This window comes from Oscillibacter sp., assembly GCF_028693505.1.
In the GTDB taxonomy this organism is placed as follows: Bacteria; Bacillota; Clostridia; order Oscillospirales; family Oscillospiraceae; genus Oscillibacter.
The window spans coordinates 25,037-51,879 of sequence record NZ_JAQUVF010000001.1 but is presented as its reverse complement, the minus strand read 5'-3'; the positions used below and the strand labels follow the sequence as shown (position 1 = coordinate 51,879).

23 protein-coding genes are annotated in these 26,843 nt (G+C 60.3%); 10 read left to right on the top strand and 13 right to left on the bottom strand.

Annotated elements, in window-relative coordinates:
• Positions 1-136: 136 nt before the first annotated feature.
• The 3 genes from galE to PHI30_RS00215 are packed head-to-tail and all read right to left on the bottom strand — an operon-like array spanning position 137 to position 3,917.
• Positions 137-1,126, bottom strand: a complete 990-nt coding sequence (gene galE, locus PHI30_RS00225) for a UDP-glucose 4-epimerase GalE (RefSeq protein WP_300022267.1) — start codon at positions 1,124-1,126, stop codon at positions 137-139.
• A gap of 13 nt (positions 1,127-1,139) precedes the next feature.
• The gene (galT, locus tag PHI30_RS00220) at positions 1,140-2,624 is read right to left on the bottom strand and encodes a UDP-glucose--hexose-1-phosphate uridylyltransferase (protein ID WP_300022265.1); all 1,485 of its coding nucleotides are present in this window, start codon (positions 2,622-2,624) and stop codon (positions 1,140-1,142) included.
• Between the two features lie 12 nt (positions 2,625-2,636).
• Positions 2,637-3,917 carry a galactokinase family protein gene (locus PHI30_RS00215; protein ID WP_300022262.1) on the bottom strand — a complete coding sequence of 427 codons (1,281 nt, stop codon included), beginning with the start codon at positions 3,915-3,917 and terminating at the stop codon, positions 2,637-2,639.
• A gap of 157 nt (positions 3,918-4,074) precedes the next feature.
• On the opposite strand from PHI30_RS00215, the gene PHI30_RS00210 reads away from it, so the two are divergent.
• Positions 4,075-4,899, top strand: a complete 825-nt coding sequence (locus PHI30_RS00210) for a helix-turn-helix domain-containing protein (protein ID WP_300022260.1) — start codon at positions 4,075-4,077, stop codon at positions 4,897-4,899.
• Positions 4,900-5,003: 104 nt separating this feature from the next.
• Positions 5,004-5,927, top strand: a complete 924-nt coding sequence (locus PHI30_RS00205; protein WP_300022258.1) for an AEC family transporter — start codon at positions 5,004-5,006, stop codon at positions 5,925-5,927.
• A 37-nt stretch (positions 5,928-5,964) separates the two neighbouring features.
• On the opposite strand, the gene PHI30_RS00200 is transcribed toward PHI30_RS00205, so the two are convergent.
• The 9 genes from PHI30_RS00200 to PHI30_RS00160 all read right to left on the bottom strand — a co-directional run bounded on the left by PHI30_RS00200 (position 5,965) and on the right by PHI30_RS00160 (position 18,229).
• The gene (locus PHI30_RS00200; RefSeq protein ID WP_300022255.1) at positions 5,965-6,990 is read right to left on the bottom strand and encodes a galactose ABC transporter substrate-binding protein; all 1,026 of its coding nucleotides are present in this window, start codon (positions 6,988-6,990) and stop codon (positions 5,965-5,967) included.
• Between the two features lie 17 nt (positions 6,991-7,007).
• Complete coding sequence (locus tag PHI30_RS00195; RefSeq protein WP_300022253.1) at positions 7,008-7,949, bottom strand: substrate-binding domain-containing protein; 942 nt, start codon at positions 7,947-7,949, stop codon at positions 7,008-7,010.
• The gene (locus PHI30_RS00190) at positions 7,946-9,772 is read right to left on the bottom strand and encodes a sensor histidine kinase (protein ID WP_300022250.1); all 1,827 of its coding nucleotides are present in this window, start codon (positions 9,770-9,772) and stop codon (positions 7,946-7,948) included. Before PHI30_RS00190 ends, PHI30_RS00195 begins: the two co-directional genes overlap by 4 nt.
• Before the next feature lie 37 nt (positions 9,773-9,809).
• Entirely contained in the window at positions 9,810-11,390 is a 1,581-nt protein-coding gene (locus tag PHI30_RS00185; protein ID WP_300022248.1) for a helix-turn-helix domain-containing protein, read from the bottom strand.
• 133 nt (positions 11,391-11,523) lie between these two features.
• Entirely contained in the window at positions 11,524-12,594 is a 1,071-nt protein-coding gene (locus PHI30_RS00180; protein WP_300022247.1) for a beta-methylgalactoside transporter, read from the bottom strand.
• A 16-nt stretch (positions 12,595-12,610) separates the two neighbouring features.
• Positions 12,611-14,110 (bottom strand): sugar ABC transporter ATP-binding protein, encoded by a 1,500-nt coding sequence (locus PHI30_RS00175; protein WP_300022244.1) that lies wholly within the window; start codon positions 14,108-14,110, stop codon positions 12,611-12,613.
• 196 nt (positions 14,111-14,306) lie between these two features.
• The gene (locus PHI30_RS00170) at positions 14,307-15,440 is read right to left on the bottom strand and encodes a galactose ABC transporter substrate-binding protein (RefSeq protein WP_300022241.1); all 1,134 of its coding nucleotides are present in this window, start codon (positions 15,438-15,440) and stop codon (positions 14,307-14,309) included.
• Positions 15,441-15,626: 186 nt separating this feature from the next.
• Positions 15,627-16,562 carry a LysR family transcriptional regulator gene (locus PHI30_RS00165; RefSeq protein WP_300022239.1) on the bottom strand — a complete coding sequence of 312 codons (936 nt, stop codon included), beginning with the start codon at positions 16,560-16,562 and terminating at the stop codon, positions 15,627-15,629.
• 149 nt (positions 16,563-16,711) lie between these two features.
• Complete coding sequence (locus PHI30_RS00160; protein ID WP_300022237.1) at positions 16,712-18,229, bottom strand: 4Fe-4S dicluster domain-containing protein; 1,518 nt, start codon at positions 18,227-18,229, stop codon at positions 16,712-16,714.
• Between the two features lie 117 nt (positions 18,230-18,346).
• Here PHI30_RS00160 and PHI30_RS00155 point away from each other — a divergent pair, with 117 nt between their 5' ends.
• The 4 genes from PHI30_RS00155 (at position 18,347) to PHI30_RS00140 (ending at position 21,686) form a co-directional block, all read left to right on the top strand.
• On the top strand, positions 18,347-18,640 hold the full coding sequence (locus PHI30_RS00155) for a hypothetical protein (protein WP_300022234.1): 294 nt from the start codon (positions 18,347-18,349) through the stop codon (positions 18,638-18,640).
• A gap of 16 nt (positions 18,641-18,656) precedes the next feature.
• On the top strand, positions 18,657-19,664 hold the full coding sequence (locus tag PHI30_RS00150) for a DUF4340 domain-containing protein (RefSeq protein WP_300022231.1): 1,008 nt from the start codon (positions 18,657-18,659) through the stop codon (positions 19,662-19,664).
• Positions 19,665-19,694: 30 nt separating this feature from the next.
• Entirely contained in the window at positions 19,695-20,375 is a 681-nt protein-coding gene (locus PHI30_RS00145) for a response regulator transcription factor (RefSeq protein WP_300022228.1), read from the top strand.
• Positions 20,376-20,444: 69 nt separating this feature from the next.
• The gene (locus PHI30_RS00140; protein WP_300022225.1) at positions 20,445-21,686 is read left to right on the top strand and encodes a HAMP domain-containing sensor histidine kinase; all 1,242 of its coding nucleotides are present in this window, start codon (positions 20,445-20,447) and stop codon (positions 21,684-21,686) included.
• 84 nt (positions 21,687-21,770) lie between these two features.
• On the opposite strand, the gene PHI30_RS00135 is transcribed toward PHI30_RS00140, so the two are convergent.
• On the bottom strand, positions 21,771-22,208 hold the full coding sequence (locus PHI30_RS00135) for a PaaI family thioesterase (RefSeq protein WP_300022222.1): 438 nt from the start codon (positions 22,206-22,208) through the stop codon (positions 21,771-21,773).
• Positions 22,209-22,358: 150 nt separating this feature from the next.
• On the opposite strand from PHI30_RS00135, the gene PHI30_RS00130 reads away from it, so the two are divergent.
• From PHI30_RS00130 to PHI30_RS00115, 4 genes are read left to right on the top strand one after another with little or no spacing between them, the layout of a single operon-like run.
• Positions 22,359-22,721 carry a metalloregulator ArsR/SmtB family transcription factor gene (locus PHI30_RS00130; RefSeq protein WP_300022219.1) on the top strand — a complete coding sequence of 121 codons (363 nt, stop codon included), beginning with the start codon at positions 22,359-22,361 and terminating at the stop codon, positions 22,719-22,721.
• A 28-nt stretch (positions 22,722-22,749) separates the two neighbouring features.
• On the top strand, positions 22,750-22,968 hold the full coding sequence (locus PHI30_RS00125) for a heavy metal-associated domain-containing protein (protein WP_300022216.1): 219 nt from the start codon (positions 22,750-22,752) through the stop codon (positions 22,966-22,968).
• A 35-nt stretch (positions 22,969-23,003) separates the two neighbouring features.
• Positions 23,004-24,914 (top strand): heavy metal translocating P-type ATPase, encoded by a 1,911-nt coding sequence (locus tag PHI30_RS00120; protein ID WP_300022213.1) that lies wholly within the window; start codon positions 23,004-23,006, stop codon positions 24,912-24,914.
• Positions 24,911-26,401, top strand: a complete 1,491-nt coding sequence (locus PHI30_RS00115) for an S-layer homology domain-containing protein (protein ID WP_300022210.1) — start codon at positions 24,911-24,913, stop codon at positions 26,399-26,401. The genes PHI30_RS00120 and PHI30_RS00115 overlap by 4 nt, the downstream gene beginning before the upstream one ends.
• Positions 26,402-26,843: the final 442 nt, after the last annotated feature.

Sequence of the window (26,843 nt, the reverse complement as noted above, 5' to 3'; positions counted from 1 at the left end):
CGAAGCGAGCGTCGAATTGTCCGCCGAAAGCGGACAGATGAGGCGCAGAGCGCAGCGAACCCTTTTGTCTAAAAAGCCTGACGGCTTTTTAGACAGTCTCAGCAGGCCCCGCAAACATGCGGGACCTGCTGTTTTTTTATTTTCCGTAGCCGCCCGGGTGGGTGGAGTGCCACGCCCACGCGTCGGCAATGATCTGGTCAAGGCCCCGGGTGGGCGTCCATCCCAGCATCTGGGCAGCCTTTTGGTTGGAGGCGATCAGCACGGAGGGGTCCCCCGCCCGGCGAGGCTCCACCACGGCGGGAATCTCCCGCCCGGTGATGCGGCGGGCGGTGTCAATGATTTCCCGGACGGAATAGCCGCTGCCGCTGCCCAGATTGAAAACGCCGCTCTTCCCGGTCTTTTCCAGATGCTCCAGCGCCAGCAAATGGGCCTCGGCCAAGTCCCGGACGTGGATGTAATCCCGGACGCAGGTGCCGTCCGCGGTGGGGTAGTCGTCTCCGTAGATGCCGATATGGGCCCGCTGGCCCAGCGCGGTTTTCATCACCAGCGGGATGAGGTGGCTCTCCGGGTCATGGTCCTCGCCGATGCCCACCTCCGGGTTGGACCCGGCGGCGTTGAAGTACCGCAGGGCGGCATAGTGGATGCCGTAGGCCGCATCGCACCATTTGAGCATGCCCTCGATGGCAAGCTTCGTCGCGCCGTAGGGATTGGTGGGGTCCGTGCGGTCGCACTCTTCAATGGGCTGTTTTTCCGGTTCGCCGTAGGTGGCGGCGGTGGAGGAAAAGACGATCTTTGTGACGCCGTGGTCTTTCATGGCCGTCAGCATGGACTGGGACCCGGCCACGTTGTTGCCGTAATACTTCAGCGGGTTTGTGACGCTCTCGCCCACCAGAGAATAGGCGGCAAAGTTGATGACCCCATCCACCCGATTCTCCTCAAAAATCTGATTCATGAAGGCGTTGTCCCGCAAATCGCCCACATACAGCCGCCGCGCGCCCTTCACCGCCTGCCAGTGCCCGGTGCGCAGGTTGTCCGCCACGATCACGTCGTACCCCTTTTCCACCAGCAGCGCCACCATGTGGCTGCCGATGTACCCGGCCCCGCCGGCGACTAAAATGGTTTTCATACGCATTTCCTCCTTATTTTACATCTCTCAAAAACCGCAGGAACGCCCGTCGGCCTTCCTTTGTGCATTTGTAAACGCCCGCGTGCTCCAGCACGGTGGCAAAGACCGCGCCCACCTCGTTTTGCAAAATCTCCATGGCGTTTTCCCGGGTAAAGGTGTGCCGCGTTTGCACTTCCTCCGCCCAGTCGGCGTGCTTTGCGAGCGCCTCGTCGCCCCGGATGTCCCGTCCCTCCGTCAGCGCCCGGGCCAGCGCGGAAAGCTCCGTCTTTAGCCGGGCGGGCAGCACCGCAAGGCCCATCACCTCGATGAGTCCGATGTTTTCCTTTTTGATGTGATGCAGCTCCGGGTGGGGATGATACAGCCCCAGCGGGTAGTCCTTGGTGGTGAGGTTGTTGCGCAGCACCAGATCCAGCTCAAATTTTCCGTCCCGCTTCCGGGCAATGGGGGTGATGGTGTTGTGCGGCTCTCCGTCGGTCTCGGCAAAGATTATGGCCGCCGGGTCGGTATAGTTTCGCCAGCGGTTCAAAACCTTCTCCGCCAAGTCCACCAAACGCTCGTCGTCCTCGCAGCGCAGCCGCAGGACGGACATGGGCCACTGCACGATCCCCGCCTCCACATCGGTAAAGCCGGGGAAGGAGACCGCCCGCTCCACCGGCGCGCGCTCCATGGCGAAGGTATAGCGCCCGCCCTGAAAATGGTCGTGGCTTAAAATGGAGCCGCCCACGATGGGCAAATCCGCGTTGGAGCCCACAAAATAGTGTGGAAACTGTTTTACGAAATCCAAGAGCTTGCGAAACGCGGAGCGGTCGATCCGCATAGGCACGTGCTGTCCGTTAAAGACAATGCAGTGCTCCGGATAGTAGACATAGGGGGAGTACTGGAAAAACCAGTCGGTTTGATCGATGGTGACGGGCACCACCCGGTGGTTTTGCCGGGCGGGGCGAGTCAAATCCCCGGCGAAGCCCTCGTTTTCCCGGCACAGCAGGCACTTGGGATAGCCGCTTTGTGGCGCGGTTTTGGCGGCGGCAATGGCCCGGGGGTCCTTTTCCGGCTTGGAGAGGTTGACGGTGATATCCAGATCGCCGTAGGGCGTGGACGTCACCCACTTCCAGTCCCGGGCGACGCGGTAGCGGCGGATGTAGTCCGTATTTTGACTGAACGCATAGTACCAGTCCGTGGCCTCCTCCGGCGAGCGCCGATACTTCTCCCAAAAGGTCCGGCGCACCTCGCCGGGCCGGGGCGTCAGGCGGCCCATCAGCTTTGTATCAAAGAGGTCCCGGCTGGCAGTTCCGTCCGCAATGCGGCCGTTTTCCACAGCCCAGTCCAGAATTTCCTGCAAAATCTGCTCCAGCGGCCGCTCCCGGGGCGCAGTCTCCTCCCAAGTGGGAAGGCCCAGCTCCTCCAGCAGTACATTCACGGCCCAGACCCGGTCCGCCTCCTCAATGAGGTTTGTGCGAACAGCATAAGAAACCAGGTCCGCGATAGCTCCAAAAATCATCTCCCCGCCTCCTTACGCCAGTCGGATGCCGCCCACGGGGCGAATTGTGACCACATGGCAGGCGCCCTCGCCCAGCACCGCTTCCGTTTGGGCCTTGAACGCCGCCAGCAGTGCAAGGGGCACGAAGGCCTGCGCCGTTCCGCCAAAGCCGCCGCCGTGGACCCGGACGGCGCCCTGTCCCGCCAGAATCCGCTCGCACAGGGCAATCGTCACCATCAGCTCCTGCCGGACGGTCCCGCCGGTGGGGATCACGTTTTGCAGATACTGGGCGGAGGAGTGTCCGGAGTCGCGCACCAGCTCCAAAAAGCGGTCGAACGCCCCGTCCTTCAGCGCCTGCGCCTCCTCGGCGGCCCGGCGGTTTTCCGCGTAAAAGTGGAAGGCGCGGTTCACCGCCCGGTCCCCCGCCGCTTCCCGGACTTGCGGCAGGGCGGAGAGAAAGGCCTCCTCCGGCACCTCCCGCAAAACCTCCTTGCCAAAGTACCGGCACACGGCCTTAAGCTCATCGGTGATGGCGGCATACTCCCCGGTGAGGTCTGCGTGGCCCGCGCCGGAATCCAGAATGCACAAGGCGTACCCGGCAGCGCGGAGGTCCAGCCCGATCTGCTCCACCGCCGGGTGGGCCGTATCCCGAAAATCGATGGCCACCACGCCGCCCACGGAGGAGGCGGTCTGGTCCATCAGTCCGCAGGGCTTGCCAAAAAACACGTTTTCCGCGTACTGCCCGATCTGGGCAAGCTCCACCGGCGTGCGCCGCCCGTCAAAAAACAGCTGGTCGAAGAGGACGCCCATGAGCACCTCGAAGGCGGCGGAGGAGGAAAGTCCGCTGCCGCCGGGAACGGTGGAGGTCATGTACACATCCGCGCCCCGGCCCGCAAAGGCGCAGCCCATGGCAGAAAACCGGGCGGCCACGCCGCGAATCAGCGCGGCGGAGGTGTTTTCCTCCTCCTTTTTGGGGGTAAGCTCGCCAAGATCCACCACCAGCAGCGGATAGCCCTGGGATTGCAGGCGGAGCATGCCGCTTTGGTTTGGCGCGGCGGCGGCCAAAATGTCCAAATCCACGGCGGCGGCCAGCACCCGGCCGTGCTGGTGGTCCGTGTGGTTTCCGCCAAGCTCCGTGCGGCCGGGGGCGCTGAAAAGCGCTTCCGGCGAACAGGCAAAGGTTTTTTCAAACCCGGATAGCACCGCGGCGCAGCGGCGGCGACCCTCCTCCACCCCCGTCTCGCCGTACAGGCGGGCAAGTGCCGTGTCCAGCTCGCCCCGGTTCAATCGCTCTTCCAGTTTCGTGCGTTCCATGACGGATACCTCCTCGATTCATTCTGGTTCTACCGTACCAGTACCACTCCCCGTTTTCCATGGGATTGCGTCGCCCTTTCCATGGATTTTTGTTGCATAATCGGTTGCGTGGGTATATGCTGAAGGGACAGACACGATTGACGGGGGAGGCGGGTGCATGGCAGGGGATTTCAAGCATTCCTTTAAGACCGACCGACGGGCGGAACTCTCTCTGGTGGTTTACAACGTGGGCTTTCAAAAGTGCCCGCCAAGCTACGGCTGGGGGCCCGGCGTCCGGGATCACTATCTGCTCCACTACATTGTCTCCGGCCGGGGGATTTACGAGACGGAGGGCAGGACTTTCGTCCTCGACGCCGGAAACGCGTTTTTGGCCAGGCCCGACGCGCCCATCTACTATCGGGCCGACGAGACGGACCCGTGGGAGTATTACTGGGTGGGCTTTTCCGGACCCGCCGCGCCGCTGCTGCTGGCGCAGACGCCCTTCACGCCGGAGCGTCCCGTGCTGCGGCCCGCCGCCGGGGACGCGCTGCGTCAGGGCCTTTTGGAAATTTACAAGGCCCGCAGCTCCGATTACCCCGGGGCCGTGCGCATGGCGGGCTATTTACAGGCCGCCCTTGGCCTTTTGATGGAGGAGGCCCCCCGGCGGGGGGAGGACGCTTTGGCCCGGTACGCCCGGCAGGGCGCTGCCTTTCTCCAGCAAAACTACTCCCGCGCCATCGGTGTGGAGGAGGCCGCCCGGCAGGCGGGGGTGAGCCGCAGCTGCCTTTACCGCGCCTTTCAATCGGAATTCGGCTGCTCCCCCAGCGCCTACCTCACCCGCTTTCGCATCCAGCGAGCCGGAGAGCTTCTGCGCCACAGCACGCTCCCCGTGGGGGCTGTGGCGGCGTCCGTCGGGTTTGAGGACCCCTTTTATTTCTCCCGGGCCTTTGGACGGGAGGTGGGGTGCAGCCCCTCCGTTTACCGCGCATCCGGCAAAAAATGACGGAATTCTCCCAGTATTTAGGCGAAAAGGGATTGCCTTGCCTTGGTTTATCCTGTATGATGGCTTGGTTGGTCTTATAATCCGAGGAATGTGGGGCGGTTTTTTTGATAAGTCTCCTGCTGCTGCGGCAGATCGCGCAGCTGTTTATTGCTCTGGCAATGGGGTGGCTCCTGGTGCGTCTGGGCCGGGCAAAGCCGGAGGACAGCAAGGTGCTCTCCATCGTCAGTCTCTATCTCATCAATCCCTGCGTCATCATCACCGCCTACCAGATCGAATGTTCCCCGGAAATGTTCCGTTCCATGGCCTTTTCCTTTGCTGTGGCCATTGCCATCCACGCCATTATGGTTTTGATGACGGTTTTTCTGCGTAGGCCGCTGCACCTGAGCGCGGTGGAGCAGGCCTCCATTATTTACTCCAACTGCGTCAATCTCCTGATTCCGGTGGTGGGGGCCATTCTCGGCAAGCAAATGATTCTCTTTGTGAGCATGTACATGATCGTGCAGGTCACGATGCTGTGGAGTCATTGCCGGATGCTGCTCAGCGGGGAAAAGCGCATTTCCTTTCGCAACATTTTCGGCAATCTGAACGTCATTTCCATGCTGGTGGGACTTGCGCTGCTGGTGTTTGACATTCCGCTGCCATCGCTGCTGCTGGGCGCCATGGAGTCCGTGGGCAGCACGCTGGGCCCTATCAGCATGATCATCATCGGCATGCTGATGGCGGGGGTGGACCTAAAAAAGCTGGTGCGCATTCCCGGCGTGTGGAAGGTGGTTTTCCTGCGGCTGATCGGCTTTCCGCTGGTCATTTTGTGCCTTTTGAAATTCACCGGCCTTGCCGGGCTGATTGAAAACGGGGAGGGCGTCCTCCTCATCAGTCTGCTGGCCGCCTGCGCGCCGTCCGGCACCATGGTCACCCAGCTGGCGCAGGTCTACGGCGGGGACGAGGAGTATGCCAGCGCCATCAATGTGATTTCCACGCTCCTTTGCATTGTCTCCATGCCGCTCATGATCGCCCTCTATCAGCTTTAAAAAGAGTTCCCGGTGAAGCTTCACCGGGAACTCTTTTTCACTGTTGAAACGCCGACAGGTTTTCTTTCGTCACGCTCACATAGGGAAGCCACACGTACTTGCCGTCCGTCAGCTCCACCGCCCGGGAGGGGTCCGTGCCCTCCGCCAGCGCGCAGGAGAGCGCCAGCATATTTTTCGCCTGCCCTTTGGCGTCGTTTTGCACGGTGCCCTTCAGCGTTCCCTCCGCCACCGCCTCCAGCGCCGGAGGCGTGGCATCCACGCCCACGATAAAGGGCAGGTCTTCCGGGGCCATACCGCTGTTCAAGCAGGCGTCAATGGCGCCGAGGGCCATGTCGTCATTGTTGGCAAACACCACCTCAATGGCGTCCCCAAACTCCTCCAGCCACTGTTTCATCCGCGTCCCCGCCTGACCCCGCTGCCAATCGGCGGTCTCGTTTGCCAGCTTTTCCGTGGCAATGCCCGCGCCGGTCAGCGTTTTGACGCTGTACTCCGTGCGCAAAAGGGTGTCCTGATGCCCGGCTTCCCCCTCCAGCATCACGTATTGCAGCACTCCGTCGCCACTGCGGTCCAGCGCGGAGGGGTCGCTCTGCCACGAGCGCAAAACCAGCTCTCCTTGCAGCTCGCCGGCCCGGGCGCCGGGGGAGCCGATATAATAGGCCTGTTCCCAGCGGCTCAAATCCTCCATCACCGGCTCCCGGTTAAAAAAGATCACCGGGACCCCTGCGGATTGCGCCTTATCGATGAGGACGGCGGCCGCCGTCCGATCCACGATGTTGACGCAGATCACATCATAGTCTTGATCCAAAAAGCGGTCCACCTGCTCGTTTTGTATGGTCTGGCTGCTGCGGCCGTCCGCGAGATTCAGGTTGATTTTCACCCCGCGCTCCTGCTCCATGGCCATCGCCTGCTGCTGAAACGCCTGCATCACGGTGGAGATGAAGGTATCGTCCTGCTGATAGAGCGCCACGCCGATGCGGATGGTGGGCGTTACGCCGGTATCGCCGCAGGCGGTCAGCGTCCCCGCCAGGACCAGCGCAAAAAAGAGCGCGCAGATTCGTTTCATAGCGGTCCTCCTTCTGCTCACCGTGTCACCGGGAACAGCAGCTTTTGATTCTTGGACTGGTACATATTTTCCTGCCGCACCAGGGAAAAGGGCAATGTTTCCACGGAGCGGGGCGTCTCGTGCCGCGCGGCGGTGACGGCGGCCTCCACGGCCAGATACCCGGCGGAAAATTCGTTTTGCGCGGCAATGGCGGTAATGCGGCTTTGCTCCAGTCCCGCGGCAATTGACGCCGTGGACCCCATTCCATACACCAGCGGCAGCGGCTGATTCTCCACGGACGCCGCCATCTCCAGGGCGGACGCCTCAAAGCCCATCACCGCCTTTGCCTGCGTGATCCGCCCCTCTCTCGTCAGCGCCTCGGGGTCGGTGGAGGTACTCCACACCACTTCTCGCCCGGCGGCCTTCAGTACCGCCGCCGCCGCTTCCAGCCGCTCCCCCACGCCGTTATCTCCCGGCACGCTGCAAAGCAGCAGCACCGTGCCGCCTTCCGCCACGCCGTTGAGCACCGTTTTTCCCAATGTTTTCCCCAGCGCGGCATTGTCCGGGCTGACACAGGCGGTGGCGCCGTAAGCTGTCATATCCGTCTCCAGTGTTACAAGGGGCACCTTCTCCGCTGCCGCGGATACGGCCTGCGCCAGCGCGGCCCGATCTGCCGGGATCAGCAAAATCGCGCCGCTGCCGCCCTCCACCTCCCGCGAGAGCAGCGTTCGCTGCTCCTCGGCGGCGTTTGCCTTCGTTGGCAGCAGGAATCGCAGCTCCACATTCAAATCCGACGCCGCCTGCTCCATTCCCTGCCGGGCGGTGGACCAGAGGTCGCCGTCCGGCTCCCGAAAAATGACGGACAGCTCCAACGGCGCGGGGCGGCTGTGAGATTGCCCCACCGGATAGGTCAGAAGGAAGAACAGCGCGCAAAGCACCAGCAGCGGCACCGCCAGCTGGATCAGCACCTTCCGTTTCATGGCCTGTCCTCCTTCCGGTATTTTTGAGCCGCCTCAGCGGAAAGCGCCGGCAGCCGGATGCGCACGGTGGTGCCATCGTCCGGCTCACTGAGGATGGTGAGGCCGTAGGACGGCCCGAACGTCAAGCGAAGCCGCCGGTCCACATTCCGAAAGCCGATGCCCGACCCCTTGGCCCCCGCCGCGGCAATCGGCCCGTTTTGGTCCAGCAGACTTGCCACCACGCTCTCCGGCATGCCGGGGCCGTTGTCCGCCACCTCGATGATCACGTCGCCGCCGCTGCGAAACGCCCGGACATGGATTTCCCCGTCGCCGTCGGCATAGGCCATGCCATGGTAAATGGCATTTTCCAGCACGGGCTGAATGACCAGCTTCACGGTATACAGCGCTTCCACGCCCTCCTCCGCCGTGATATCGGCGGAGAATTTGTTTTTATAGCGCATTTTCTGGATGGTGAGATAATTCCGGGCGTGCTCCAGCTCGTCGGCAATGGGGATGACGCTGCTGCCCCGGCTGAGGGAAATGCGGAAAAAGCGGGCAAGCGAGGTGAGCATCACCACCGCGTCCTCCGTTTTTCCGTTTTCCGTCATCCACACCACGGAATCCAGCGTGTTATAGAGGAAATGCGGATTGATTTGGGATTGCAGCACGTCCAGCTCACTGCGGCGCTTTTGCTCCTCCTGCTGGATGATATCGTCCATCAGGTGGCGCAGGGTGGACACCATGGACTGGATGGAGTGGCTGAGGTGCTCCACCTCATAGGGCCCGCCCACGTCAAAGTCCACCTGCTCCTCTCCCGCCTCCAGTTCCTTGACCGCCCGGTCCAGCTTTTTCACCGGCGCGGTGATCCAGCCGGAAAGCCGCAGATTCACAAACACCAGCAGGTAAACGGAAAACAGCACCACAAAGAAAAAGAATGCGATCAACTGCCCGTAATCGTCCCACACGGTCTCCGACGGCACCACCGCCACCAGCTTCCAGCCGGTATAGCCCACCGTCTTGACGGTGACCTGACGGTGCTGTCCCAGAAAGGTTTCCGTATAGCTGCCGTCCCGATAGATAGAGGCGGCGAGATTGTTTTCCTCCAGCAGTCCCGCGTAGATCAGCTGCTGACGGGGGTGGTAGATGATCTCCCCGTCACTGTCGATGAGATAGAGATAGCCCTGCCGGCCGCCCAAATCCACATCCTTGCAGATCTGCTCAATGCCGCCAAAGCTCATATCCACCAGCAGCACACCGCCCTCGATGGCGCCGGAGCGCGTCAGCTCCACCTGACGGCTCAGGGAAACCACCCACCGATAGCGGTAGTCCGGGTCCTCAAAGAGGTTTTGCACGTGGGGCGTTGAAAAGTGCAGATTTTCGATTTTTTGCTGCGCGGTGACAAACCAGCTCTCCCGTTCCGGGGCCACGCTGTTTTTCAGCGCGGCCAAGGGCGTTGCGGCGATGAGTCCGCCCTCCCGGGAAAAGACGGCGATGGACACCAGCGAGTCCCGACTGCCCTCGTAGAGAAGGTCCAGCGGCTCCACCAGCGATTCCTGAGCCAGGTCGGTATCCTTGATGACCTGATAATAGACGGTATCGGAAATCCGCATCATCCCCCGGAGATACCCGTCCAGATTCAAATTCACCTGGGAGAGCACCCGGCGGCTGTTTTCCGCCATCTGCGTGTTGGTGAGGTGGGAAAAGCGGAGAAACAGCGTCAGCCCCAGCGCCACCAGCCCCACCACAGCCACCGCCGTAAAGGAGAGGGAGAGGACCATCTGGATGCTGGAGCGGTGATACAGCGCCTGCCACCGGCGGCGCAGGGTACGGATGCGCTCTTTCATCCGCGTCCCTCCTTTCCAAGGCAGTTTTTTGCCGCGCTCAGCCGGCGCGGAACTTGGTGGGCGTCATGCCGAAGTGGCGCTTAAAAGCATAGCTGAAATAGTTGGGGTCCTCATACCCGCAGCGCTGGGCGATGAGGTAGGTCTTTTCCTCCGTGTTGCGCAGCAGCTCCGCCGCCGCGTCCATCCGCACCACGGTCACGTAGGCGGTGAAGCTCATGCCGGTCTCCCGCTTGAAGAGGGTGGAAAAATAGGCGGCGCTCAAATGCAGATAGCCGCACAGCCGCTCCACGGAAAGATCGCTTTGTCCGTAATGCTCGCTGATATAGCTCTTGGCGCGCTCCACCGTCTTGCCCGCCGTGTCCGTGTGCTGGCGGCGAATGGAGCTTTGAATGCGCAGGCATCGCTCTAAGCACCACGCCCCCAGCGCCTCCGGGGAGGCAAAATCCGTTACCTGCACAGCACCGGTGAAGCCAATGCCGAACACCTCCTCCGGCGAAAGGTTTGCACCCCGCGTCAGCTTCAAAAGGCAGGTGAGCAGCTCCAGAAAAAACAGCCCGCACTGGGCCAGCGGCAGCCCCGAGGCGTGGAGCCGGGCCATCAGACGGTCCACCTCGTCCCGGACCTCTGCCTCGCCCCCCAGCTTCACGGCGGCGCTCAGCTCCCGCTCGTCGTTTTCATCAAAGGTCAGCCGGGCGCCCGTGTCCGGTTCCAGATCGCCGATATAAATGGCCCGGCCAGCGCCCACCATGCGGCGGTAATCCAGCGCGCTGCGGGCGCCCTCCGCCGACTGGGGCAGCCCCGCAAGCTCCGTGCACGGCGTCCCGACGCCCACGGTAATCGTAAGGCCCAGATAGCTCTCCGCCAGAGAGCAAACCCGGTTCATCACCCCGATATATTCATAGACGGAGGCAAGATTTTGGAAGCTGGTGAGCACCGCCACCGAATCTCCGTAGAGAAACACCTTACTGCAGCAGCCGTCCAGATTCAAATTTTCCTCCAGCAGCTGCTGCACGGAAAGCGTTCGCAGCTCCCGGGTGGGGGAGGCGTCCATATAGACCAGCGCCGCCACCCAAGCCTGGCCAGAGAGGTCGATGTCCAGTCGGGCGGCCCGCTCTTCCTCCTGCCCGGGGGGAATGCGCCCCTCCAGAAGGTGGGTATAGTACAGCTCCCGCAAAACCGGCAGCGTCTCTTCATACCGGGTGCGCAGCAGCTCTACGTTCTGGCGCTGTGTCCGCTCCCGGTCCAGCTGCTCTTTCAGCTTTTGCAGCACGGTGCCAAGCTCCGTGGCGTTGATGGGCTTGAGAATGTACTCCGACACATTCATGCGAATGGCCTGCTTGGCATACTCAAACTCGTCAAAGCCGGAAAAAACCACAAATTTGGAGGCCGGCAGCCGCTCCGTCAGGATGCGGCAAAGCTCCAGCCCGTCCATAAAGGGCATCTTAATGTCTGTGAGGACCACGTCCGGTTCCAGCGCCTCCGCAAGCTCCAGCGCGTCCCGGCCGTTTTCCGCCTCGCCCACCAGCGCAAAGCCAAGGCTGGCCCAGTCCATCTTCCGGCTAATGCCCACCCGGATATCCTCCTCGTCGTCCACCAGCAGCACGCGGTAAAGCTCCACAAAGATCCCTCCCTTTTTCGTCAGTATACCACACTTTTCGGTACCGGCAAACCGAAAATGCGCGGAGGGCACGCGCAAAGTGCGTGCCCTCCGCGCAGACGGAAGAACCGTTCAAAAAACAGGGGAAAGGGCCTTACTTCTTCACCAGATACTTACGCATATCCAGCGCGCAGGCAAAGAGGATGATGGCGCCCTTGATGAGGTATTGCAGATCCTGAGGCACGCCCACCATGGTAAGGCCCACGAAGATCAGCCGCAGCATCAAAACGCCCACGACGATGCCCCGGATCTTGCCGATGCCGCCCACAAAGCTGACACCGCCGATGACGCAGGCCGCGATGGCGTCCAGCTCGTAGTTGAGTCCCGTGTTGGCGGTGTTGGAGCCGATGCGCGCGCCCTCAATGAAGCCGGTAAAGCCATACATGGCGCCCGCCAGCGCAAACACGGCGATGGTGGTGGCAAACACATTGACGCCGGAGACCCGGGCGGCTTCCTCGTTGGAGCCGAGGGCAAACATGTTTTTGCCGAAGGTGGTCTTATTCCACACGAACCACATGATGGCCGTCAGCAAAATGGCAAAGAGGACGTAGTTGGGAATGGGGGTGCCGCCGACCTTAAAGAGGCTGCCCTTGACGACGCCGGTATAAGAGGCGTCCAGATTGGAGATGGCCATGCCCTTGTTGTTGCCCATCTGAACATACAGCAGCAAAACCGTATACAGAATCAGCTGGGTGCCCAATGTGACGATGAAAGGGTGCAGCTTGAATTTTGCCACGAAAAACCCGTTGAAGCAGCCGATCAGCGCGCCGATGGCCATGGAGATCAGGATGACGACAGGGATTGGCAACGTGCCGATTCCCGGCCACATCTTATTGGCGGCATTGGCGGCGTTTTGCAGCAGGGAGGCGGAAATACAGGCCGTGAGACCCACGGCGCGGCCTGCGGACAGGTCCGTTCCGGTCAGCACGATGCATCCGGCGATGCCCAGGGCGGCAGGCAGATACGCCGCGGTCTGGGAGACGATATTGATAATGGAGGCGGGCTTGATAAAGTTCTGGTTGATGACCGCAATGCAGACGATGGCGATGGCCATGATGATGGTCAGCGCGTTATTCAACAGCATATCACCCACTCGTTTGGCCGTCCAGGGCTGCCGAACCTGGGCCTGGGCCTCTTTTTCCAAGGTTTTGGATTCGTTGCTCATGGTGGTTCTCCTCTCCTTACACGTATTTGGCAGCCAGGGTCAAAATCTCTTCCTGACTGGTGGTTTTCGCATGGACTTCGCCGGCCAGACGACCGCCGGACATCACCAGAATCCGGTCGCACACGCCCAAAAGCTCCGGCATTTCAGAGGACACCATGATGACGCCCTTGCCCTCCTTGGCCAAGTCAATAATCAGTTGATAAATTTCGTATTTCGCGCCCACGTCGATGCCGCGGGTAGGCTCGTCCAGCAGCAGCACCTCGGGCCTTGTGAGCAGCCACCGGCCAATGATGACCTTTTGCTGGTTGCCGCCGGAAAGGGAGCGGATCTCGGTGGTCTGGCTGGGGGTCTTGATATGCATCGCTGCAATGGACCACGCGGTATCCTCTTTCATTTTCTTGTTGCTCAGGCAGATGCGGCCCGTGAGATAGCTTTTCAGGTTGGAGATGACGGTATTGTCCAGAATGCTTCGGATGCCGAAAATGCCGGTGGCCCGCCGCTCCTCCGTCAACAGCGCAAAGCCGTTTTTGATGGACTCCCGGGGCGTTTTGTTGCGAATCTCCTTGCCGTGGAGGCGGATGGTACCGCTGCTGCGGGTCATGGAGCCAAAGAGGTTTTCCAAAACCTCCGTCCGACCGGAGCCGTCCAGCCCCGCGATGCCAAGGATTTCTCCTTGCCGCAGGGAGAAGCTGGCCTCTTTCAAGCGGGTATACTTTCCGGCGAGGTTTTCCACCTCCAAAACCACGTCCCCCGGCGTGTTGTCCTTGGGCGGGAAGCGGTTGGTCAGCTCCCGGCCCACCATTAAGCGGATAATCTCTTCCATGGTGAGGTCCTTTGCGGGCCGTGTGGCGACCCACGTGCCGTCCCGCATGATGGTGACCTCATCGCTGATGCGAAGGATCTCCTCCATTTTATGAGAGATGTAAATAATGCCGCAGCCCTTCTCGCGCAGCATATTGATGATGCGGAACAGGTGCTCCACCTCCACTTCCGTGAGGGAGGAGGTGGGTTCGTCAAACACGATGACCTTGGCGTTATAGGAGACCGCCTTGGCGATTTCCACCATCTGCCGCTGGGACACCGGCATGGTGGACATGATGGCCTTGGGGTCCACGTGAACGTCCAGCTCTTCAAAAATCTCCCGGGTACGCTTGCGCATGGTGGCCTCGCTCACCATAATGCCGCCGGTTTTGGGGTAGCGGCCCAGCCACAGGTTGTCCATTACGCTGCGGGTCAGGGCCTGATTCAGCTCCTGATGCACCATGGCCACGCCGTTTTCCAGCGCTTCTTTGGAGCTTTTAAAGTTGATCTCTTTCCCATCCAGCAGGATGGTGCCGCTGTCTTTACTGTAAATGCCGAAAAGGCACTTCATCAGTGTGGATTTGCCCGCGCCGTTTTCCCCCATCAGGGCGTGGACCGTTCCGGGACGGACGGTGAGGGACACTCCGTCCAATGCCTTGACACCGGGAAATTCCTTGCTGATATTCTGCATCTCCAGCAATGCCGGCTGCTCCATATGCGTTCTCCTCCTTCGTTGGTCGCGTGATGCGGGGCTTCTGCCTCGGCCGTGCCGCAAGGCACATCTCAGGCAGAGGCCCCTCTGTTTGCCGGAAGCTCCGGCCACCGCTTGGTTTAAGCGGGGCTGTCGAAGTTCGACAGCCCCGCTCATCCCTTTGACGGTTCAGGCTGCGGCGAGCGCTTTTGTCCTCAGCTTATTCGCCGGTGTAGGTGCCGTAAGGCACACGGATCTTGGCAACGCCCTTATCCACGTTGAAGGAAGCGGTGTTGTCCATGAGCGCGGCGCCGTCCTTAATGTTGCCGACCAGCGTCAGGATGGTGGAGGCCATGCCCTCGGCGTCCTGCTTGATGGTACCGGTCATTTTGCCCTCGTTGATGAGCTGCTTGGCGGAGTCGGTGGCGTCCACGCCGAACACGGGGATCACGGTGGAGGTGGGCTTGCCGTCCTTGTCGTTGCCCAGATTGTAGCCGGCGCCCTGGAGCGCGGAGACGGCGCCCTCGGCCATGCCGTCGTTGTTGCAGATGATCAGCTCCACCATGTTGCCGTTGGCTTCGGAATACTCGGGGAGGATGGTGGCCATGTAGTCGTTGGCAGCCTGCGCGGACCACTTGCCGCCCTGGTCCACCAGATACTTATCGGCAGCGGAGGCATTGTAGTAAGCAAGCTCGGGCTTGCCGGCCCCGGTCAGGATGGTGTTGGCATCCTCGACGCCGAACTGGGTGCGGGCCTCGGCCTCGGCGTTGCCCTCCTGGCCCTTGAACATGACGTAGGAGATGGTGCCGTCGCCGTTGAGATCGGCGGTTTCATAGTTGTCCACCAGATACTGGCCGACCAGCTGGCCCTGCATATGGCCGGCCTCGGGGGCGTTGGTGCCCACAAAGGCGCACTGCTCGTAGCTATTCACCACGTCGTCGGAAACTTCGCGGTTGAAGAACACGATGGGGATACCGGCCGTCTTGGCAACCTCCACCGCGTTTTGCGCGGCGTCGGGAGAAGAGGTCTCCACAATGTTGACGATCAGCAGATTTGCGCCGTTGGAGATGGCGGTGTTGATCTGGTCGGTCTGCTGGGCCTGGTTGCCGGCGCCGTCGTAGTTGTTGGGCTTAATACCCTTGTCTGCGAACATGCCGTCCATGGCGTTGCGGACGCTGGAGATGTACACGTCGGAGTAGTCGTAATAGAAAACGGCCACATTCAGCTCGCTGGCGGCGGGCTGCTCCGTCTTGCCGGGGTCCTGGGTCTGCGGGGCTTCTTTCTTGCTGCCGCAGCCGGCCAGCAGGCTAAGCATCATGACAGCGGAGAGGGCAAGTGCAAAAAACTTCTTCATCATGGTTCCTCCTATGTAGTAAGTTGATTCCACGGGCGCAGAAAGCGCTCCCTTTGGATCATGTTCATTGTACCGCCCCGCTTTGTAAAAAACGATAGAAAAATCTTTGCTCTTGTAGGAAAAAACTTTGTTCTTTTCTTCATGCGACGTAAATTTTTTCAAAAATTTTGTAAGGTTTTATAAGATTTACTTTCTTTTTTGGTAAACAGGTCGCGGCTCTTCCTGAAACCGGGAATTGGTCACGATCAGCTCCTCCATAAAGGCCATTGCCTCCGTTTTTTTCACATCCCTGCGAAACACCAGCGCGTTTTCCCGCAGCAGCGGCGGAGAAAACCGGAAGGACCGGACCCCCTTCGCCTGATGCACATAGGACAGCGGGGAGAGCATGGCCCCAATGCCGCCCGCCGTCATTTTCAGCGCCGCGATATTGTTGTTCAGCTCGCAAACCGGGTTTGGGCGGATCATGAGCTGGTCAAAGAGCTGCTCTTCCATGCGGCGGATGGAGGAATCCTTTCCGGAGTAGAGGAAATCCTCCCCTTGCAGCGCCTTGAGCGCCTGTACGGTGATCGTCTCCTCGCCAGCGTGGGCGGCGCAGAAGGGATGGTCCTCCGCCAGCACCAGCACGATCTCCTCATGGCGCAGGTGGGTATAGCCCTGCGGGGGGACGTCGTCGTCCGGCGCCACCGCCATCACCGCCATGTCGATCTTTCCCGCGCGCAGCAGGGCCTTCATCTGCAAATAGTAGCGGTTTTCCTCCAGCCGCAGCGTCACGTTGGGAAAGTTCTTTTTAAAGACAGGCAGAATGTCCGCCAGCAGCTCCGTGCCCCAGGCCGAGGTGACGCCCAGATCGATGTGCCCCTCATTTTTTAAGGCGGCAACGCTGTCTCCGGCGGCGTTTTGAATGCGCAGGATGTCCCGCGCCGCCTGAATGCAGATGCACCCCGCGTCGGTGGGGATCAGCCGGGACTTGTCCCGGAGGAAGAGGGGCGTCCCCAGCTCCGCCTCCATTTTTAAAAGATACTGGCTCAGGGTGGACTGGGTGACAAACAGTTTTTCCGCCGCCCGGGTGACGCTTTGCTGGCGGGCAATCTCCGCCAAATACTCCGGATTTTTCAGTTCCATACGCTCTGCCTCCTGTGGTCCTCCGGCCCGCCGGGCCGGGATTCTGCCCTGATTGTACGCCCCCGCAGCCCGCCGGGCAAGACGCCAGGGGGTTCTTTTCACAAAAAAAGACCTCCGCCCGGTTCTGTGAACAGGCAGAGGTCTTTTTCTTATTCTTCCACTTCTTCCAGCCGGTCCAGATGGGGACTGGTGGTGGAGCTCATCTCCGGCGCTTCCTTCTTAAATTGCTCCACGCAAAGCGCCGTCTCCCGGACGGGGCGGATGGTGCCGGCGCCGGCCACGCAGCCGCCGGGGCAGCCCATGCCCTCCAGCAAATAGCCGTCCCGCTTACCGGCCTTGGCCATGGCAAGCATCTTGCGGCACTCCTTCAATCCGTCGCCATACTCAATGGGCACCTTGCGGCTGGGATCGATATGGCTGATGGCCTCCACCACGGCGGCCGCAACGCCGCCGCCGACGGCAAATCCCCGGCCCATGCCGCTTCCCTCGTCCATATTGTCCTCGGGGGCGGGGGTGATGGCGGCAAAGTCGATCTCCTTGGCGTCAAACATGCCCTGAAGCTCCTCGAAGGTCAGCACAAAATCCACATCGGAGCGAACCGAGCCGCGGTTGGCCTCCAGCTTCTTGGCGGCACACGGCCCGATAAAGCAGATCCGGGCGTTGGGCCGGTCCTTTTTCACCATGCGGGCCGTGATGACCATGGGCGTCAGCGCCATGGAGATATAGTCCTTAAACTGGGGGAACAGCTTTTTCGCCATGACCGACCAGGCCGGGCAGCAGCTGGTGCCCATAAACGGCTGCTTCGCCGGAACGTTTTCCAAAAAGTCATGGGCCTCTTCCACGGTGCAAAGGTCCGCGCCGATGGCGACCTCCACCACATCCGCAAAGCCCAGCGTCCGCATGGCGGCGGTCAGCTTGGCGGGGGTGGAGTCCTTCCCGAACTGGCCCACAAAGGCGGGAGCCACGCAGGCGACCACCTCTTCGTCCCGCCGGATGGCGTTGATGACCTGAAAAATCTGGCTTTTATCCGCAATGGCGGCAAACGGGCAGTTCACAAGGCACATGCCGCAGGAAACACATTTGTCGTAATTGATTCTGGCCCGGCCAAGCTCATCGGATTCGATGGCGTCCATGCCGCAGGCGGCGGCGCAGGGCCGTTCGATCTTGCTGATGGCCCGGTAGGGACACTGGTTGAAGCACTTGCCGCATTTGACGCATTTTTCCTGATCGATGTGGCAGAACTTCTCCTTATCCAGATAGATGGCGTCCTTCGGGCAAACATTCATACAGGGGTGGGAAATGCAGCCCTGACAGCTGTCCGTGATCCGGACCTGCTTGGGCGGGCAAGCGTTGCAGGCAAAGGGAATGATGTTGACCAGCGGCTCTTCAAAATACTTCTGGTCCGTGGCCGCTTCGTTGATGCTGGCGGAAATGGGCATCTGGTCCTCCGCGAACTGCAAATTCATCCCCAGCGCCAGACGGACCCGCTCCCGGACAATGGCGCGCTCCAAAAACACATCGTGGCGGTGGTGCGCGACCTCGCCCCGAATCATCTTGTAGGGGATCAGGTCCACCCGGTGCAGGTCCCCGCCCTCATACGCCAGACGGGCAACCTCCGTAAATACGTTCCGGCGGATATCATCCACCGCGCTGTGTACGCCTCTCATAGTAAATTCCTCCATGTTTCTCCGGACAGTCGCATTCTGCCGCGGGTACTTTGTGATTGAGTTAACAATTGTATTATATAGAATTCTCCGCCGCTTTGCAAGGTCCGGCGCGGAAGTTTGGCGCAACTTTATAAATTTTACAGGGACTTGATGCCGGGTATTTCAGCCAAATTTCAGGTCATGCGGGTATTCTTTATAAAAAGCTTTTTACGAGACGCACTTTTCGGGCGCATTTTGGTGTGGTATAATACCTGCAAAGCAGGTATTATACTTTCTATGGCCAAGCCGACAAGCGGCTCAATGGCCAATGATACCATGTCCGCAGCGCGGACGGGGTATCCTAACACTGTTTCCGGCGGACCGCCGCAGGTTCCCGGTGCAATTGAGATTAAACGGGTATTCGCCCGATGACAGCAGGAGGACCCTTATGACTTGGAAGCAAAGAAGAACCATTACCGTGCTGAGCACCATTCTGGCAATTTTATTAGCCGCGCTGCTGATCGTGCTTGGGATGAAGTATCGGGAGTCTCTGGCCGCGAAAAGCGATCCGGCGGCGCAGGCCGCGAAAAACGCTGCCGCCGCGAACAGCAAATACTCCGCCCTTTCTTACAGCAACGCAAGCACAGCGCTTTCCTTTTCCCTGCGGGAGGGCGGCGTGTGGGTGTGGACCGACGACCCGGCCTTTCCGCTCAATGACGCCACCGTCACCTCCATTCTGGAGACGCTTTCCTCGCTGACGCCGCAGCAGACCATTTCCGATCCCGACACGCCGGAGAGCTACGGACTGGACGTGCCCACCGCAACCCTCACCGCCACCGTCGCCGCGGACCAGTCCACCGTGTCCGTCTCCTTCGGCAAAGCCACCACCGACGGCGCCAGCTACTACGCCATGATGAACGGGGACAGTTCCACCGTCTACATCTTTGCCGATACGCTGTTTTCTTATTTGCACGTTCCCATTTACGACATGATGGTCCTGCCGGAGCTGCCCGCTCTCAAGCAGGAGGGCCTTGTCTCCGTCACGCTGCAAGGCCCCGCGTCGGAGGCGGGCGACGGCCCCCTCACCGTTCTTTTGTCGCAGCACGCCGATGGAGACGGCGGCGCCGTCACATGGCTTCTTGACACCAAGGACGTCACTGACAATGCTTCCGTGCAGGCACTACTGGAGGATCTCACGGGGCTTTCCCTTGCCCGGTGCGTGGACTACCGCCCCTCCGGCGAGGCCGCTTCCATCTGCGGTCTGGATTCTCCGGCGGCACAGGCAGCCATCGTCTATCAAACCGGCGGCGGGGAGGAGACGCTGCGCCTCACCGTGGGCAACCCTCTGCCGGATGGCTCCGGGCGCTATGTGCGGGTGGGGGAGGACCCCTCCATTTATCTGCTGGAAACCGCGGCGCTGGACCCGCTGATGCGGATTGCCGCAAGCGGTCTTTAAAATTGTGACCGACGGGAAGGAGGCGCTTGGATGCGAGTTTTGATTGTGGAGGACGAGGTGCGTCTGGCCGCCACGCTGCAGGATCTGATGGAGCTGAATGGATATACGGCGGACGTGTGCCACGACGGGGAAGCCGGGCTGGACAACGCCCTGAGCGACATTTACGACGTGATCTTACTGGACGTGATGCTGCCCAAGCTGGACGGATTTTCCGTGCTCCGCCAGCTGCGCAGCGCCGCAAACGCCACGCCGGTACTGATGCTCACCGCCCGCTCCGAGGTGACGGACAAGGTAACGGGGCTGGATTGCGGCGCGGACTACTATCTTACCAAGCCCTTTGAGCCCCAGGAGCTGCTGGCCTGCGTCCGGGCGCTGAGCCGCCGCCAGCCGGAGCTGCGCAACACGGACGTGCTGGAATACGGCGATTTGAAGCTGGAGAAAAACACCTTCGCCCTCTCCTGCGCCCAGCGCTCCGTCCGCCTCAGCCGCAAGGAATTCGACATGCTGGAGCTTTTGATGCGCAACCGGGACATTGTCATCACCAAGGAAAATCTGCTTTTGAAGATCTGGGGCTACGAGTCCGACGCGGAGGACAACAATGTGGAGGTCTATATCTCCTTTCTCCGCAAAAAACTGGAGCATCTGCACTCCGGCGTGAAGATCAAAACCATCCGCATGGTGGGCTATTGCCTGGAGGCTTCGGCCATTTAACCACTTTTCCACGTCTTTTTCCACGTTTTCCACATATTTTTCGACATTCGGCAGAGAGGAGGGCCTTTTATGATCCGAAAGCTGCGGTTAAAGTTTGTCGCCATCTGCATGGCGTTGGTCACCGCGATTTTGGCTGTGGTCTTTCTTTTGGTCTTTTTCTCTGTGGAGCGAAACGTGGAGACCCTGAGCCGACAGGTTTTGCACCGGGTGGCGCAGGAGTCCGCCTACATGGACGGTTCCGGGATCGTCCGGCCGGACATCGGCATCACCGTGGGCGGGGACCGGGTGCTGCTGCCGTATTTTACTGTGGAGGTCTGGGGAAACCGGGCCTATATCACCGGCGGCACCTATGCCAATCTGGAGGACACGGAGGAATTGCAGGCAATTTTAACGGAGTGTCTGGGCCAGCAGGAGACGGAAGGCACCGTGAAAACGTACCGGCTGCGGTATCTGCGTCAGGACAACGGTCTTTATCAAAAAATTGCCTTCGTGGATATGTCCATGGAGCTAAGCATGCTCCACAAGCTCATCGGCTCCTATCTGGGCATTGTGTGCGCGGCGCTTCTTTTGCTGCTGGGCGTGTCTATTCTGCTCTCCCGCTGGGCCACGGCCCCTGTTGAAAAGGCGTGGAGCCAGCAGCGCCAGTTTCTCTCTGACGCTTCCCATGAGCTGAAAACGCCGCTCACCGTCATTCTTTCCAACGCCGAACTTTTGGAGACTGCCACGCTGGAGGAGCGGCCCGCCCGGTGGGCGGACAACATCAACTCCGAGGCAAGGCAGATGAAATCCCTTGTGGAGGAAATGCTGACGCTGGCCAGAGCGGACAACATGGCGCGCGCTGCTGTCAGCGAGCCGTTTTCCCTTTCCGATCTGGCCGCGGACTGCGCACTGGCCTTTGAGCCGGTGGCTTTTGAGGCGGGAAAACCCCTGGAATACGAGATTGCGGAGGCAGTCACCGTCAGCGGCGACCGGGACAAGCTGCGCCAGGTCCTCTCCATTTTGCTGGACAACGCCATCAAATACGGCGCCGACGGCGGCGTTATCCGCCTGACCCTTGAAAAAACGGACCGGCAGGCCAAGGTGACCGTCTCCAACACCGGAACGCCCATTCCAAGCGATCAGCTGCCCCACCTTTTTGAGCGCTTTTACCGGGCGGACGCCTCCCGGGGGGAACAGTCCGGCTTTGGACTGGGGCTTTCCATCGCCGCCGCCATTGCCAAAGAGCACAAGACAGCGCTCCGGGTGGAAAGCGACTTAGAGAGCACCCGCTTCTTCTTTACTCTGCCGCTCAAGCGCAGCGCCGAATACTAGGAAACCGCCCCGGCGGTGAACTTAAGTGAGACTTTTTCGACCTGTTGAAACGGCCCGCCTGCGAATGCAGGCGGGCTGTTTCTATTATTTTTTCTCTTTTTCCGCCGCTTCCTCGTGCACGCCGTTTCCCACACAGAACATGGAAAATTCCGCCGTTGCCAGCAGCTTCTCATTGTCCCCGGTGATATCCACCTGAATCAGCACGGTGGACCGGCCCCGGTGCCGCACCCGGGCCGTGGCGTAGATGGTGCCGCTGCGCTGGTTGCCCATGAAGTAAAAGGTGCTGTTTTGCGTCACATACAGCCGCCCGTCGGTATGGGCCGCCACGCCGGCGGCGTTGTCCGCCAGCGTGCAGATGGCGCCGCCGTGGATCATGCCGAAGGGATTTAAACTCTCCGGTCGGACCTCCAGCTTGCACACCGCATAATCCGGCTCCATCGCCACCCGTTCATTAAAATTATAATGCATGAATGTATTCATGCTGTCCCGCTGTTTTACATGTTCCAAAAGCTTTTCTTCCATGGGATGCTCCTCTTTTTCCGTTGTTATTTTACGCTATTTTACCACGCGCCCTGTATGTTTTCCACTTTTTTTAAAAATACGTTGACAAATTTTTTCTAGCTACATATAATGAACATATGAACAATCATTCATTTGAAAGGAGGGATCTGCATGGAAGATCGCTGCGGCCTGGATTGCTGTGACTTTATCCACGCCCACGAGGACGTTGTGGAGCGGGTGCGGCGGGAGCTGCCGGAAGAGGACACGCTTTACGATTTGACGGAGCTGTTCCGCATTTTTGGGGACTCCACCCGCGTTCGGATTCTGTATGTGCTCTTCGAGGCGGAAATGTGCGTGTGCGATCTGGCGGCGCTGCTGGGCATGACCCAGTCCGCCATCTCCCATCAGCTGCGGGCGCTGAAAAATGCTCGGTTGGTGAAATCCCGCCGGGAGGGCAAGACCGTTTTTTACGCGCTGGCGGACGACCACGTAAAGACCATCATCGATCAGGGGCTGGAACACGTAGCGGAATAATTTGATTTGACTGGAAGGGGTACTTTTGATGAAAAAACGTTTTCAACTAACCAATCTGGATTGTGCGAACTGCGCGGCGAAGATGGAGACCGCCATTCGGAAGCTGGACGGCGTGCAGTCCGCCACCGTCAGCTTTCTGACGCAAAAAATGACGGTGGAGGCCGACGAGGCCCGTTTTGACGAGATCATGGCGGAAGCGGTTCGCATCTGCAAAAAAATCGAGCCGGACTGCGTCGTGCATCTGTAATACTTTTTTGATTTTTACTGGAAGGGGAAACTTCTATGCATCACTTTTCCAAGGCGCAGCAGACCATGCTTTATCGAATCGTTTTTGCGGCGGTGGCGCTGATTGCCGCAAAATTGCTGCCGTTACAGGGCGTCTGGGCGCCACTTTCTTATCTTCTTCCCTATGCCGTCATCGGCTGGGACGTTCTTTTCCGTGCCATTCGCAACATCGCAAACCGGCAGGTATTTGACGAAAACTTTCTGATGGCGCTGGCCACCGTGGGCGCGTTTTCCACAAACGAGTATGCCGAGGCCGTGTTTGTCATGCTGTTCTATCAGATTGGGGAGCTGTTTCAGGATTATGCCGTGGGCAAATCCCGGGCGTCCATCGCCTCGCTGATGGACATTCGTCCGGACAGTGCGAATCTGGAACAGGCGGACGGCTCCTTCCGCCCGGTGGACCCGGAGGAGGTGGCTGTGGGCGCCGTTGTCATTGTGAAGCCCGGCGAGCGCGTCCCGCTGGACGGCGTGGTTTTAGAGGGGCATTCCGCGCTGGACACCGCAGCCCTCACCGGAGAATCCGTCCCCCGGGACGTGGGCCCCGGCGACACGTGCCTGAGCGGCTGCGTAAACCAGTCGGGCCTTCTGCGCATCCGGGTCACCCGGCCATGCAGCGAGTCCACGGTCTCTAAAATTTTGGATCTGGTGGAAAACGCCAGTGAAAAAAAGGCCGCCAGCGAAAACTTTATCACCCGCTTTGCCCGGTACTATACCCCCTGCGTGGTGGTTGCCGCTGCGGCTCTCTTCCTGATCCCCTCCGCGCTGCTGACCGTTCTTCCCCAGACGCCCGCCTTTCTGGCAGGGACCGTTTGGACCGACTGGCTGCACCGCGCGCTGCTCTTTCTCGTGATTTCCTGCCCCTGCGCGCTGGTGATCTCCGTCCCCCTCAGCTTTTTCGGCGGCATTGGCGGCGCCAGCAAGTGCGGCATCCTTATCAAGGGCAGCAACTATCTGGAAGCCCTTGCAAAGGCGGAAACCGTGGTGTTTGACAAAACCGGCACCCTGACAAAGGGCACCTTTACCGTGACCGCCATTCATCCGGAGGGGTCCTTTTCCCCGGAGCAGCTGCTGGAATACGCCGCGCTGGCGGAGCAGTTTTCCGACCACCCCATTTCCGTCTCCCTTCGCTCCGCCTGCCCCGTCGTGCCGGAGCCGGGACGGGTATCCGGGGTGGAGGAGATCGCCGGGCACGGCGTCTGCGCCGCTGTGGACGGACGGAAGGTGTGCGTTGGCAACAGCCGCCTGATGGAGCGGCAAAACGTGAACTGGCTGCCCTGTGAGCTGCCGGGCACGTTGGTCCATGTGACGGTGGACGGCTTCTACGCCGGGCACATTGTGATCTCCGACCTTCCCAAGGACGACGCCCGGGCCGCCATCGCGGATTTGAAGGCCAGCGGCGTCCATCGGACCGTGATGCTCACCGGTGACGCGGAGGCCGTTGCCAAGGCGGTTGCGGCGGAGCTGGGCATTGACGAATACCACGCCGAGCTGCTGCCGTCCGACAAGGTGGACTGGACGGAAAAGCTGCTCGCGGGCAAATCCCCCAAGGGGAAGCTGGCCTTTGTAGGCGACGGCATCAACGACGCCCCCGTCCTGACCCGGGCGGACATCGGCATCGCCATGGGGGCGCTTGGCAGCGACGCGGCCATTGAAGCCGCCGACATTGTGCTGATGGATGATAAGCCGTCCAAAATTGCCACCGCCATGCGGATTTCCCGCAAGACGGTGCGAATCGTCCGCCAGAACATCACGCTGGCGCTGGTTGTAAAATTCGGTGTGCTGGCGCTGGGTGCGTTCGGCCTTGCGTCCATGTGGGCCGCGGTCTTTGCGGATGTGGGCGTGGCATTTTTGGCAATTCTCAACGCCACCCGGTGTCTCCATGTGGCGGAATTCCGGAGGGAACCGTGAAACGAATTTTTTTACCGCTTTTCGCTCTCCTGTGCGCACTTTCTCTCCTCACCGCATCCCCTTCCTTCGCGCAGGCGACCACTGCTCTCTCTTTGGGCAGTGCGCCCATTGACCCATGGACCTATCAATCCCTGCTGGGGAAGGGGATGGACGTGGACTGGTGCAAAACCGCGTCCGGTATGGCGGCATACAGCGAACGCTCTCCCAAGGATTTTAAAGCCGCCGGAATCTCTCACGTTCGCCTCCGCGTCAAGGAGGATGCTGACGAGGCGCTTTTGAAGCAGTTGGATCAGCAAATTGACGACTGTCTTGCAAACGGCCTGATTCCCATCATTGCCTATCAGGCGGACGCGCTGAAAAACGACCCCTCTTCCAAAAACTTAGATCGCGTGACGGCATGGTGGAAAACGGTTGCCCAGCGGTATGCGGACCGATCCTATCTGCTGTCCTTCGATCTCATCATTGAGGTGACCGACGCGCTGAACGATCAGCCGGACCGCCTGAATGAACTCTATGAGCAGCTTGTCTCCGCCGTGCGGGAGAGCAATCCCCGCCGCATTGTGATGATTTCTCCCCGGCTGCGCTCCGACGCCGCCTGTTTGAAGGACCTGACCATTCCTTCGGCGGCAAACGGCTATTTGATGGCGGAGTGGCATTTTTACGCCGCCGGTCCCTCCAAGGAAAATCCGCGAAAGCTTTGGACCACCGGGACGATGCAGGAACAGCAGCTGATTTTGGATAAAATCAACGCGGCGCTTCAGTGGCAAAAGGATACGGGCATTCCCACGTGGGTGGGCGCATGGATGCCGGGCAACTACAACGACGGAAACACCTATACGATTTCCGAGCAGACGGTTTTTGCTTCCTATATGACAAAGGCGCTGACGGATGCCGGGATTCCCTTTGCCGTCAACGCGGATACCCATTTCTACGACCGGGAGAACGCTCTTTGGATTCCTTCCATGGAGCCGGTATTGCAAGCCATTTACGCGCAAGGCACGCTGCCCTTTACGGACCTTTCGGAAACGGCATGGTACTATCCTTCGGTTGCCTATGTATACCGAAACGGCCTTTTTTCCGGAACCTCGGATAAGACGTTTTCCCCATCCGCCGCCATGACCCGGGAACAGCTGTGGATGGTCCTTTCCCGCATGGCCGGACAGCAGCCCCCCAGCATGGCAGACGCCCGGGTCTGGGCAGTGGAAAGCGGCATGAGCGACGGCCGCAACCCCACCCATGCGGTGACTCGGGAGCAATTTGTCACCTTTCTCTGGCGCTTTGCCGGCTCCCCCGCCGCCAAACTGGATTTGAGCGGATACACGGATTTTGAAACCGTCTCCTCCTACGCAGTGCCTGCCATGCAGTGGGCAGTGGGGCAGGGGATCGTGAGCGGAACCTCCGCATCCGCCTTAACGCCGCAGGCGCAGGCCTCCCGGGCGCAGATCGCGGTGATTCTCACAAGGTATCTTCAGAATTCGGAAGCATAAACCTTTTAAAAAGACTCCCCCGGCAGTGCCGGGGGAGTCCTTTTGCTTTTCAATTGTTTTATTTCTTTTCGGCGAAGGCGTCCTCCAGCGCTTCCAGCTCCGATTGCCACAGCGCCATCTTTGCGTCGCTGGGCATCCGCCGCGTCGGTGCAAAGTCCGCTCTTCTTCGCTTCCGCCTTCGGCAAAAGCTCCGCTCGCTCCCTTGCGCCTCCTTTTCCCACGCAAACTCCGTTTGCGCGGGAACCCTTTTGGGGCGACTGGCTTTTCGTATCCTGTCAGCTCAGCGCTTCCAGCTCCGCCTGCCACAGCGCCATTTTTGCGTCGCTGGGCATCCGCCGCGTCGGTGCAAAGTCCGCTCTTCTTCGCTTCCGCCTTCGGCAAAAGCTCCGCTCGCTCCCTTGCGCCTCCTTTTCCCACGCAAACTCCGTTTGCGCGGGAACCC